Annotated in this window: 12 protein-coding genes; 1 reads left to right on the top strand and 11 read right to left on the bottom strand. The window is 65.3% G+C overall.

All coding sequences use genetic code 11. The annotated features are described in order from the left end of the window. The 3 genes from plsX to BGN91_RS01370 form a co-directional block, all read right to left on the bottom strand. Positions 1-875, bottom strand: an 875-nt coding sequence (plsX, locus tag BGN91_RS01380) for a phosphate acyltransferase PlsX (RefSeq protein ID WP_292610191.1), incomplete at its 3' end; no start/stop codon positions are given. Between the two features lie 235 nt (positions 876-1,110). Then, positions 1,111-1,707, bottom strand: coding sequence for a DUF177 domain-containing protein (locus BGN91_RS01375; RefSeq protein ID WP_292610174.1), 597 nt, complete (start codon positions 1,705-1,707; stop codon positions 1,111-1,113). Between the two features lie 11 nt (positions 1,708-1,718). Next, positions 1,719-2,255, bottom strand: coding sequence for a ubiquinol-cytochrome C chaperone family protein (locus BGN91_RS01370; RefSeq protein WP_292610173.1), 537 nt, complete (start codon positions 2,253-2,255; stop codon positions 1,719-1,721). Positions 2,256-2,376: 121 nt separating this feature from the next. On the opposite strand from BGN91_RS01370, the gene bamE reads away from it, so the two are divergent. Further along, complete coding sequence (gene bamE / locus BGN91_RS01365) at positions 2,377-2,844, top strand: outer membrane protein assembly factor BamE (protein ID WP_292610172.1); 468 nt, start codon at positions 2,377-2,379, stop codon at positions 2,842-2,844. A 113-nt stretch (positions 2,845-2,957) separates the two neighbouring features. Here bamE and BGN91_RS01360 read toward each other — a convergent pair whose 3' ends face one another. From BGN91_RS01360 to BGN91_RS01325, 8 genes are all read right to left on the bottom strand, one after another. Continuing rightward, positions 2,958-4,490 (bottom strand): acyl-CoA carboxylase subunit beta, encoded by a 1,533-nt coding sequence (locus tag BGN91_RS01360; RefSeq protein WP_292610171.1) that lies wholly within the window; start codon positions 4,488-4,490, stop codon positions 2,958-2,960. 70 nt (positions 4,491-4,560) lie between these two features. Then, positions 4,561-4,830 carry an EscU/YscU/HrcU family type III secretion system export apparatus switch protein gene (locus tag BGN91_RS01355; RefSeq protein WP_292610170.1) on the bottom strand — a complete coding sequence of 90 codons (270 nt, stop codon included), beginning with the start codon at positions 4,828-4,830 and terminating at the stop codon, positions 4,561-4,563. After that, positions 4,827-6,545 carry a flagellar hook-length control protein FliK gene (locus BGN91_RS01350; RefSeq protein ID WP_292610169.1) on the bottom strand — a complete coding sequence of 573 codons (1,719 nt, stop codon included), beginning with the start codon at positions 6,543-6,545 and terminating at the stop codon, positions 4,827-4,829. The genes BGN91_RS01355 and BGN91_RS01350 overlap by 4 nt, the downstream gene beginning before the upstream one ends. 49 nt (positions 6,546-6,594) lie before the next feature. Next, positions 6,595-7,377: an ATP12 family protein gene (locus BGN91_RS01345; RefSeq protein WP_292610168.1), complete on the bottom strand. Its 783-nt coding sequence runs from the start codon at positions 7,375-7,377 to the stop codon at positions 6,595-6,597. A 49-nt stretch (positions 7,378-7,426) separates the two neighbouring features. Further along, a complete protein-coding gene (locus BGN91_RS01340) occupies positions 7,427-8,671 on the bottom strand; it encodes an RluA family pseudouridine synthase (RefSeq protein WP_292610167.1) in 1,245 nt (414 codons plus the stop codon). A 10-nt stretch (positions 8,672-8,681) separates the two neighbouring features. Continuing rightward, positions 8,682-9,380, bottom strand: a complete 699-nt coding sequence (locus BGN91_RS01335) for a hypothetical protein (RefSeq protein ID WP_292610166.1) — start codon at positions 9,378-9,380, stop codon at positions 8,682-8,684. Continuing rightward, positions 9,377-10,714: a replication-associated recombination protein A gene (locus tag BGN91_RS01330; RefSeq protein ID WP_292610165.1), complete on the bottom strand. Its 1,338-nt coding sequence runs from the start codon at positions 10,712-10,714 to the stop codon at positions 9,377-9,379. Before BGN91_RS01330 ends, BGN91_RS01335 begins: the two co-directional genes overlap by 4 nt. Beyond that, positions 10,711-11,616: PDZ domain-containing protein (locus BGN91_RS01325; RefSeq protein ID WP_292610164.1), on the bottom strand; the 906-nt coding region annotated here is incomplete at its 5' end. The genes BGN91_RS01330 and BGN91_RS01325, both read right to left, overlap by 4 nt.

The raw sequence follows: 11,616 nt of genomic DNA, 5'->3' as shown, positions 1-11,616 counted from the left end.
ACGCCGCCATTGGACTTGCGGGGATCCATCTTGCCCCGCAGCGCCTTGAAGGCGCCACGCGCAAACAGATAGCCGATCCGGGACAACAGGGTGCGCGACATCGCGCTGCGCAGATATTCGGCGAGCTGCCGCGCCGTGCCCTCGGCCGTCTTCAGCGCGATATTGCCGCTGAATCCCTCAGTGACGATGACGTCGGCCGCCCCCTTGCCGATACCGTCTCCCTCGACGAAGCCGATGAATTCGAGCTGCGGCAGATCCATCGCCCGCAGCAATTCCGCAGCTTCGCGGATTTCCTCTCCGCCCTTGACCTCCTCGACGCCGATGTTGAGGAGGCCTACCGTCGGACGCTTCAGATCGAACAGAACGCGCGCCATGGCGCTGCCCATGATCGCGAGGGCCATCAGATGGCGGGCATCGCCGCCGATCGTGGCGCCAAGATCGAGCACCACGGAATCGCCGCGTATGGTCGGCCACACCGCCGCGATCGCCGGGCGATCGATGCCGGGCAGCGTCCGCAGGTTGAATCGCGCCATCGCCATCAGCGCGCCGGTATTGCCGGCGGACACCGCGACGTCCGCCTCGCCTTTCTTCACCGCGTCGATGGCAAGCCACATCGACGAGGTCTTGCGGCCGCGGCGCAGCGCCTGGCTCGGCTTGTCGTGCATGCTGACGGCGACGTCGGTGTGGATCACCCGGGACGCGGCCTTCATCGCAGGGTGGGCGGCAAGCTGCGCTTCGATCAGGGCGCGGTCGCCGTAAAGCAGAAACTCGGTGTCGGGATGACGGTTCAGGGAAATCGCGGCGCCCGGAATGACCACCGATGCGCCGATGTCGCCACCCATGGCGTCAAGCGCGATTCGAACCTTTTTCGGCATGGATATCCCGGAAACCCTGATCTCTTGCGGCCTTGAAGCGCGCGGCCACAACGGGGGTGGCGCTTCATCGGCCCGGCCGCGACAATAGCGTGTCCCGGCCTCGATACAACATAGCGACGGCGCGGATTTCCATCGCCTCGCGACTCAAAAGCAGACCTCAAAAATCACATTAAATTCTTTTATTTTCAACCTATTAATGGTTATGTTTTGAGAAACCACATCCGGCACCTCGTCGTCAATCCCGCTTTGGCTTCTTCCCGCGTGATGGATTCGGGTCGATTTTCAGCGCCTTGAGGGCGGCGAAGGGATGGTCCTCGGGGTCGACCGCAGTAGATGGCGGCACGAACACGGCATCTGGTTTCCGCGGATAAGGGTCGATTCCCAGAAACAGCACGTCGGTCGCGAGGCGTCCGAGATCGATGACACCATTGACGATGGGCTCGGGCGCATCCGGAATGTCGCGGCCCTCCTCGTCGCCGGCATCGTCATCAATGGCGGCCGCGAACGCCTGGACGCTGTCTTCCGGCACGAAAAGAAGGTCGACATCCTCGGCGATGTCGTTCTCGATCGGATCGAGCGACACCACGCAGGTCTGTCCCACCCGCGCCGACACCCTGCCCCGCACTTGCACGCTGTCGTCGCGCCCGGGCGTCAGGTCGAACGATGCACGCGCCGATTCGATATCCCGCAAGCCGGCGATCTTCGCCAGCGCCATGCGCGCAGCCTCGTCGGCCTCGATATCGCGATGAAGGCCGGCTTCCGGAATCTGCGCCACCACGACCCGCGCGCTCCAGGGATTTGCGATCGGGTCCGGCCTGTCTCTGGCGGTCATGGCCTGCTTTCTCATGTCCGTTGCGCGAGGTCCGGAAACTGCACCCCGCCTCCCGGCGTCGCCTCGTTGTCACCGGCGGGCGCAGCGATCGCCTCCGCCACATAGTCGGCAAGCCGCCGCGCGCTGTCGATGTCCCGGCCGTTATAGATATTCTTGTCGAGGGCTTCCGCCAGCGGCTCGCGCCCCTCAGCAACAGCCCGGTCATAGGCGGCCGAACGGCCGTAGAAGGCTTCCCCGAGCGCCTGCATGCGCTTCGGAACGGTCAGATCGCCGACCCCCATCTCGCGCAGATTGGCGTCCATGTCGCTGCAGAAATGATCGAACAGCGCCTGCGGGAGTTCCTTGTCATCCCTCCGCTTCAAGCGCGAAAGCGCTATCCACAGGTGCAGCAGAATCATGTCGAAGCGGCCATCGACGGTGTCCGGCACCCGCAGGGTCTGATAAAACAATGGCTCTCGCGCCTGTGTCACGATCATGCCATAGATCGCTTCAATGGTGCCGCGCGACGAAGCGCGGGATTTTCTGAAGTGATTGAACGGCCAGAGCATGTGGGTTCCGAAAATCAGCCCGCAGGGCTTCCGGTTGTGCAATCGCAGAACCGTTACCGGGTACGTCGCTGCGCGTACGTCAATGGCTCGCGCGATGCAAGAGGATGAGGTCGGCCCCCGAATGACAGTTTCGGCATCAAAGACAGGAAACGCCGCGAGGCGACGGCGTCGTCTGCGCGTGACGCTCGCCGCCACGCTCGTGTGCGCCGCCATGGCGGGCTGCACCGGCGAGCAGTTTCAGAAGGGCTACATCCTGCCCCCCGGCGCGCTCGAGCAGATCCAGATCGGCGCCAGCCAGGATCAGGTGCTGATCGTGATGGGAACGCCGTCCACCGTCGCCACGCTGAACGGCGAGGTCTTCTATTACATTTCGCAGCGGGCGAACCGTCCGGTCGCATTCATGAATCAGAGGGTTGTCGATCAACGCGTGATCGCCATCTATTTCGACAAGAACCGCCAGGTGATCCGGCTCGCCAACTACGGACTGAAGGACGGCAGGATCTTCGACTTCATCAGCCGCACCACCCCGACCTCGGGCCAGGAGATCAGCTATCTCCAGCCGCTGTTCAAGTTGCTGAGTGCGAATTAGGGCATGATCCCGAAAAGTGGAAACCGGTTTCCAGAAGAGATCATGCTCAAACAAAAGGACAAGCGACCAGTCTGATTCAACTCAGTTGAAACAGGCTCTAGGGACGGGCTGACTCACAACGGCAAGTTATCGTGCTTCTTCATCGGCACCTCGACTCGCTTGTCCCTCAGCATGGCGAGAGCGCGGGCGATGCGCTTGCGCGTCGAGTGCGGCATGATGACATCGTCGATGTAGCCGCGCTCGGCGGCGATGAACGGCGACAGAAAGCGGTCCTCATATTCCTTCGTGCGCGCGGCGATCTTGTCCGCGTCGCCGATGTCCGAGCGGAAGATGATCTCCACCGCGCCCTTGGCGCCCATCACGGCGATCTGCGCGGTCGGCCAGGCGTAATTCATGTCGGCCCCGATTTCCTTCGACGCCATCACGTCGAACGCGCCGCCATAGGCCTTGCGCGTGATGACGGTGACGAGCGGCACCGTGCATTGCGAATAGGCGAACAGGAGTTTCGCGCCGTGCTTGATGAGTCCGCCATATTCCTGCGCCGTGCCCGGCAGGAAGCCCGGCACATCGACGAAGGTCACGATCGGGACGTTGAAGGCATCACAGAAACGAACGAAGCGCGCGGCCTTGCGTGACGCGTCGCTGTCGAGCACGCCAGCCAGCACCATCGGCTGGTTGGCGACGAAGCCGACGGTGCGCCCGGCGATGCGGCCGAAGCCGACGACGATGTTTTTCGCGAACGTCTCCGCGATCTCGAAGAAGTCGCCCTCGTCCACCACTTTCAGGATCAGTTCCTTGATGTCGTAGGGCTTGTTCGGATTGTCGGGCACCAGCGTGTCGAGCGAGTCGTCGATGCGCTCGACGTCGTCGAAGCTCGGCCACTCCGGCACGCCGTCGGTGTTGTTACTGGGAAGGAAGTCGATCAGGCGGCGCACCTGCAACAGCGCCTCGACGTCGTTTTCGAACGCGCCGTCGGCGATCGAAGACTTTGTCGCGTGCACGCTGGCGCCGCCAAGTTCTTCCGCGGTCACCACCTCGTTGGTGACGGTCTTCACCACGTCGGGGCCGGTGACGAACATGTAGCTCGTGTTCTTCACCATGAAGATGAAGTCGGTCATGGCCGGCGAATAGACGTCGCCGCCGGCGCACGGCCCCATGATGACTGATATCTGCGGGATCACGCCCGAGGCCTGCACGTTGCGGCGAAACACATAGGAATAGCCGGCGAGCGCGGCGACGCCTTCCTGGATGCGCGCGCCGCCCGCGTCATAGAGGCCGATGATCGGCGCACGCGCCTTCATCGCCATGTCCTGGATTTTCGTGATCTTCAGCGCGTGGGTCTCCGACAGCGAGCCGCCGAACACGGTGAAGTCCTTCGCGAACATGAAAATCTTGCGGCCGTTGACGGTGCCCCAGCCGGTAACGACACCGTCGCCCGGCACCTTCGACTTGTCCATGCCGAATTCCGTCGAGCGATGCTCGACGAACATGTCGAACTCCTCGAACGAGCCTTTGTCGAGCAGAAGCTCGATGCGCTCGCGTGCCGTCAGCTTGCCGCGCGCATGCTGCGCCGCGATGCGCTTCTCGCCGCCGCCGAGTTTTGCCGCAGCACGGCGAGCGTCGAGGGTTTCAAGGATGTCTTTCATGATCTGCGGCCCGGATTTCCATCCGCTTCTAACACGCCGTTGACGCTGTCACCAACGGTCGCCGCAACGCTCAGGGCGCCCGCCCCGACAGCCGCAGCACGAACACCAGCACCTCGGCGACGGCCTTGTACAACTCGGGTGGAATCTCGTCGCCGAGTTCGACATGCGACAGCGCACCGGCCAGCACCTCGTTTTCCTCGATCGGAATGTCGTGCTCCTTGGCCACCTCGATGATCTTCGCGCCCAGCGATCCCCTGCCCTTGGCGACCACGCGCGGCGCGCCGCTGCCCTTGTCGTAGTGAAGGGCGACCGCGATTTGATCTTTGGTCTCCGCGCTCATAACGCGCGGTCCAGAAAATGGCCGGCCGGCGCGGGCCTCTGTTGCGGCGGCGCGCCCTCGCGGATGACGATATCGCCCGGCTGCAATTCGGCGCGGCTCAATGCCTGAGTGAGTTGCGAGGCGCCGGCGCGCAACCGGCTCACTGTCGCGGGACGCTCGGCCCAGAGCCGCACCGACGTGCTGTCGCCGGTCAGCGACACCAGCGCGTGAACGGGTCCCGCGGGTTCGACGTCGAGCGAAAACCGCGCGCGCCAGATCCGCTTCGCCGTCTCGACGTCGTGGCCGGCGGCATCACGTGAAATTTCGAACTGCGCGATCGCGGTGCCCAGAGGGGTCGCGAACGGAATTTCGAAATTCCAGCGTGGCGCGACCTGATCGAGCCTCGGGCCTGCGGTATCGACCCGATCCGGGAGCGAGGCAACCTGCAACAGCGTCTGACGCGCGATCGCGGCGTCGGTGTCCTCGAGCAGCCGTCGCGCGATGTCGCTTGCCGGGGCGGCCGGCGACAGCATCGGCATCGCGACGGGCTGTGCGGTCGGCAGCGCGCCGCGAAACGGCGGCGACGGCGTGCTGGTGCGCACAATGAAAACGTTGTTCTCGTCGGGGCCGTTCGCCGGCGCTGCCCTGAGCGCAGAAGGTCCGGCCGCCGGATCGCCGTCGAGTCCGAGTTCGGCGCCGAGGCTGGCTCTACCGCCACCGTTCTGAAGCGCCTCCTGCAGAAGGTTCAAGGCAGCACCGGTGGCGGCGGTGCGGACGCCCGCATCGGACACCCTTGAAAACAACGTCTGGTTCGCAAGCGTCGACGTGTCGGGATCGTCGGTGACAGGCAGCCGCGCCTGCGGCAGATAGACTTCCTGCGGTTCGAAGTCCGGTGACAGCGGCGGCGCGCCTGTCATTGGCGCAGGTTGTGCCGCCGGTTGCTGCGCATGTTGCGAACCGGGCGCGGCGCTCGCGGGCGCCTCCTGCGCGACCGGCGGACCGGCGGAGATCGAAAGCGCCTCGCGAAGCACGAGCAGGGCAGCCTTGAGATCGGGCAGTTGCGCGGACGCCGATGCAGCCTGTGGCGATGGCGGCGCTGTCGTCAGCCCCGCCGCCAGCGACGCTTCGAGAAAAAGCCCGGAATTCCGGAACGCGGTCTTGATGTCGCCCCCGGTGAGGTTCGGACCGAGATCGGGACGCAGCGCCAGCAGCCGATCGGCAATCTCCCGGATTTGCGGCGGCAGCCTGCCCGATCCGGCTGCCGCCAGCAGATTGGCATAAAGCGGCGACAGGCTGCCTTGCCGCGTTGCGGCGCTCTGCGCCGCAGCCGAAACGGACAAGGCTTCCAGCGCCGTCAGCACGGGTTTCGAGGGCGAGGTCGGCGCATCGGCTTCGGCCGCAGCAACGGTGGCCGCGACGTCGGGCGCAAGCGTCACGGAATCCGCCGGCTTCGCCGTGGCAGCCGCCGCCGGGTTGGGCGAGCCGCTCTGCCCTGCCACCGCAAGCCTGAGCCCCTGCGCGGTCTGCGAGACTTCAAGCTGAAGTTTCTCGCCGACCTGCAGCGGAATTTCTGACAATACCTCCATCGTCAGATTGGCGATGGCGATGCGGACAAGATTGTTGGCAAGGATCTGCTGGACCCGCGCGTCGACGACCGTGCCGGGCTGAAGCGCGGCCTCGGACACGGTGTCCTGCACCGCGATGACCGGGAAGATCGGGTTGATCGAGATCGCCATGAAAGCCTCGTTTCGGATGCGAGGCTAACTGCGGTATCTAAACCCCTTCTTAACCGAATGGTTGAACCTGCGCCGCCAGGACGGCCGCGGCCGCCCTGAAATCGGAGAGGCGCGCGGACTGCCGCGCCGCGGCCTCCTCATCCGCGCCCCATTGCTCGCTGTTCCAGTCTTCATTGACATGGGCGGCCGACCAGACCTCGTCGGCATCCAGCCGCCCGCGCATCAGGGCAAGCGCGAGCAACGCCGAGCCGGTCAATGTCGTGATGACATGCAGCGCTCCAACCGCCCAAGGGTCGGACGGCAGCGCCGCGCGGGCGGCAGCGATCGCCGGATCGGGCTGGCGGACATGCACAATGCCTTCGGTGAGGATGAAATGCGCGCCGAGCGTCTCGGCCGCCCAGAACAGCACCGGATCCCAATGCGCGGCTTCGCGTGCGACCAGCGCTTCGGGATGGCCGGCGCGGTAGAACAGCAGGTCCGTTTCAAAATGCCTGGCGATGTCCTCGACCACGGCCTCGACACGGCCGGTCACGCCGTCGATGACGCTGTTGGCGAGCCGCGTCACCGGCATGGTCATGGGATCGATGACGTCCCGCTGCGCCTGCCATTCGGCGGCCATCGTCGCGGCGATCTCCCGAGATGGCGCCGCCAGCAGGTTGCGCGACGGAGTGCGCACCGGCTTGCCGTCGAGCAGGACGGCGAACCCGTCCGGAGTTTCGCTGACGCTCGCGGAAGCGTAGAAACGCTTGCGCTGCCCGGTTCGCGTGGATTGGCGAACCGCTTCTTCCGGATCCAGCGAGGGGCCGAGACTTTCTTCGAACAATTCACGCATGGCATATTCTCACATCGCCCTGACGTCGGCCCGGCGCAATGGCAAGGACCTACTCCTCCGGCGCGTTCTCGATCGGGTCGAACCGGTCGGCTTCGAGCCCGAGCAGGTTCCATGATTGCAGCATGTGCGGCGGCAGCGGCGCGCTCACATCGATCACGCCGCCGCGCGGATGCGGGATCACGATGCGGCGCGCCAGGAGGTGAAGCCGCTTCTGAAGACCACCCGGCAACTGCCAGTTCTCCTTGTTGAAATACTTTGGGTCGCCGACGATGGCATGATTGATGTGCGCCATGTGCGCGCGCAGTTGATGGGTCCGGCCGGTGACCGGTTTCAGCGAGACCCAGGCGAGTTTCTGCGCTGATGTTTCCACCACCGCGTAGTAGGTCACCGCGTGGCTCGCACCCTCGTCGCCATGGGCGGCGATGCGCATGATCGAGTCTTCCTCGTTTTCTTCCTTCGCCAGATAAGTCGATATGCGGCCCTGCTTCGGCTTCGGCACGCCCGCGACCAGCGCCCAGTAGATCTTGCGGGCCGAGCGATGGCGGAACGCCCCGGTGAGCGCAGTCGCCGCGAAGCGCGTCTTGGCCACCAGCAGGCACCCGGCGGTCTCGCGATCGAGCCGGTGCACGAGGCGCGGGCGCTGGCCTTTCGCATCGCGCATCACCTCGAGCATTCCGTCGATGTGCCGCGACAGGCCGGAACCGCCCTGCACCGCAAGCCCGGCGGGCTTGTTCAGCACCATGACGTCGGCATCCTCGAACAGCACCATCTTCTGCAAGTCGTCGCGTATCCTGGTCTCGGCCTCGGACAGGCGCGTCGCGACCTTCGGCGTATCGAGCTTGAGCGGCGGAATGCGGACCGTGTCGCCTTCATCGAGCCGATCCTTGCTGTCGGCGCGCTTGCCGTTCACGCGCAGTTCGCCTTTGCGGACGATGCGCTGAATGTGGGAAAACGACAGGCTGGGAAAGCGCGCCTCGAGAAAACGATCGACGCGCATGTTGGCTTCGTCGGCGGTCACGGCGACCGTCTGCACCTTCGTCGGCAACGGCGCCGGTTCGGGTTTGGCGGGTGGTTCGATGAAGGGCGCAGTGTCGCGAGGCGCGGCTGCGCGCGGCGGCTTGCCAGGCCGAACGCCCTGCCCTCGCTCGCCTCCGAAACGCTCGGCCGCTCCACGCCCTTCCGGACGCGTCCGTTTGGGCCGAGCACTCTTCTGCCGAGCATCCTTGGGCCCACCTTTAGGGCGTTCGCCCGGGACGCGGGATTTCGCGAGAGGTCGTTTGACGCGGCGGCTCATGTGGTCCTCTCTACTGGCAGGCCGCCTGCCTCTTGAGCAGGGCAAGGTCAACCATCACCTCGTGCGAGCGCTTGAGCTTGTCGGCCTCGCTCGCGGCCGCACAGGCGCCCGTGGCGTCACCGGTCTGCAACCGCGCAAGCCCGAGGCTGGCCCATGCGTCGGCGAATTCCGGCGCGTCGCGCACGCCCTGCTCCAGAATCGCTTTCGCCTCGACGGGACGCTTGGCTTTCAGCAGCAGGCGACCGTAATCGGCCTTCAGCGTTCGCCGCGGCTTCGGCTGATGAAGAGCAATCCTGAACAATTCTTCGGCGTATTCGAGGTCGCCGAAGCGCGCCGCGGAGATCACCGCGAAGCCTTGATAGACGGCGCTGCGCTCCGGGGCGAGCAACCACGCCTGATTGAATCGCTGGGCCGCCTCCGGAAAGTCGCCGCGATCGATATGCGCGAAGCCGCGCTCGATCGCGACGTCGAAAACTTTCTCGCGCGAGCCGAGCTTGTCCGCCTCCGCGAGAAAGCCGTTGTCCGCCTCGCGCTGCTCAGGGGTCTTGTCGGCAAATCCGAAGAACGGCTGCTCGTTGATCGGCGCCGGAAACGTTTTCTTCGTCACCGTGACGCCGGGCGCGGTCTCGACCGTCTCCGCGCGCGACGGCGTCACGCACGCGAGAGCGGCGATGGCGATGATGCATGCTCGGATAAACGTCATGGTCATTTGCTGCCTTCCTTCTCTCGTCGCAGCTTCGCCCAATAGTCCAGCCGCTTCCTGATCTCGCGCTCGAAGCCGCGATCGGGCGGATCGTAGAACGTCCGCCGTCCGAGCGCCTCCGGAAAATAGTCCTGCCCGGAAAAACCCTCCGGCATGTCGTGATCGTATTGATAGCCTTCGCCGTAACCTTCTTCTTTCATGAGTCTGGTCGGCGAGTTCAGGATGTGCTTGGGCGGCAGCAACGAACCACCCTCCCTTGCAACCCGTTTTGCCGCGCCGAACGCCTTGTAGGCGGCGTTCGATTTCGGCGCGGTCGCGACATAGATCACGGCTTGCGCGATGGCGAGTTCACCCTCGGGCGAGCCGAGAAAATCATAGGCGTCCTTCGCGGCGTTGGCCACGACCAGCGCCTGCGGATCGGCGAGGCCGATATCCTCCACCGCCATCCGCACCACGCGGCGCGCAAGAAACAGCGGATCCTCACCGGCCTCCAGCATTCGCGCCAGATAGTACAATGCTGCATCCGGATCGGAGCCGCGCACCGCCTTGTGCAGCGCGGAGATCAGGTTGTAGTGGCCGTCGGCGGACTTGTCGTAGATCGGCGCGCGGCGCTGCAGCACGCCCTGCAACTGTTCGGCATTGAACACCTCGCCGTCACGCGCCGAGCGCCAGACCTCCTCGACCAGCGTCAATGCGGCGCGGCCGTCGCCGTCCGCCATGCGCACCAGCGCGGCGCGCGCTTCATCGTCGAGCGGCAGCGGCTTGCCCTCGACCTGCTCGGCGCGGGCGAACAGTTTCTCGATCGCCGCCGCATCGAGCGAACGGAACACCAGCACGCGCGCCCGCGACAGCAGCGCCGCGTTGAGTTCGAAAGAGGGATTCTCGGTGGTCGCGCCGACCAGGACGACGGTGCCGTCTTCCATGACGGGCAGGAACGAATCCTGCTGCGCGCGATTGAAGCGATGCACCTCGTCCACGAACAATAGCGTTCCCGTGCCGGTCTCGCGGCGCGCGCGGGCGGCGTCGAACGCTTTCTTCAGATCGGCGACGCCGGAGAATACGGCGGACAGTTGCTCGAAGTGCAACGCCGTCGCGTCCGCCAGCAGCCGCGCCACCGTGGTCTTGCCGGTCCCCGGCGGTCCCCAGAAAATCAGCGAACCGAGCGTGCGGGTTTCCAGCATCCGCGTCAGCGCGCCGTCCGGCCCGAGGATGTGGTCCTGCCCGACCACGTCGGAGAGCGCCTGCGGACGCAGCCGGTCCGGCAGCGGACGCGGCGCGTCGTTCTCCAGACCCGCCGCGGCAAACAGGCTTTCGGACTCGCGCTGGCGCTTCGGGCTCATCCGCCGAGCATGACTTGGATCTGCTGGCCGCCGCGCATCAACGTGATCCGCCAGAGCCGCCCCGCTTCCTTGACGGCCCGTTCGAGGTCAACCGTCCTGGCGATCTTCTTGTTGTTGACGACCAAAATGATGTCGCCCTTCCTGAAGCCGACATTCGCGGCCATTCCATCGTCAGTCAGCGCGGTGACCACGACGCCTTCAGCGCCTGAATCGAGATGAAGTTCGTCGGCGAGCGCCGGCGAGATGTTGGCAACCTTCGCACCCTGGAACGGCGACGGCGTGGTGATCGTGATCTCGTCGCGGCCGGTGTCCGGCGCAGTTTCCAGTGCAACGGTGAGCTTGACCGGCCTCCCGTTGCGCTGGACCTCGATCTGCGAGGTGCCGCCGAGCGGGCGCGTGGCGAAGCGATAATCGAACGCATTGGGATCCTCGACGGGCTGTCCGTCGATCGACACGATCAGGTCGGAGAGTTTGAGCCCGGCCCGCGCCGCCGGACTTCCCGGCGTAACGCTCGCGACCAGCGCGCCGGCAGGCGCCTTGAGACCGATGGTTTCGGCGATTTCCGGCGTCACCGCCTGCAGCCGCGCGCCAAGCCAGGGCCGCTTCACGGCCTTGCCGCCGTTCTTGGCGGAAGCCACAACGACCCGCACCATGTTGGCCGGAATTGCAAAGCCGATGCCCTGCGATCCGCCCGAGCGCGAGAAAATCGCCGTGTTGATGCCTACAAGACGGCCGGTCATGTCGACCAGCGCGCCGCCCGAATTGCCCGGATTGATCGCCGCATCGGTCTGGATGAAGAACTGGTAGTCGGTGATGCCGACCTGCGTGCGCGCCAGCGCCGACACGATGCCGTGCGTCACCGTCTGTCCGACGCCGAAGGGGTTTCCGATCGCGATGACGAC

This window comes from Nitrobacter sp. 62-13, assembly GCF_001896955.1.
Classification (GTDB): Bacteria; Pseudomonadota; Alphaproteobacteria; order Rhizobiales; family Xanthobacteraceae; genus Nitrobacter.
Note: the sequence above shows the minus strand (reverse complement) of the source record. Positions and strands in the feature narration are given on the sequence as shown.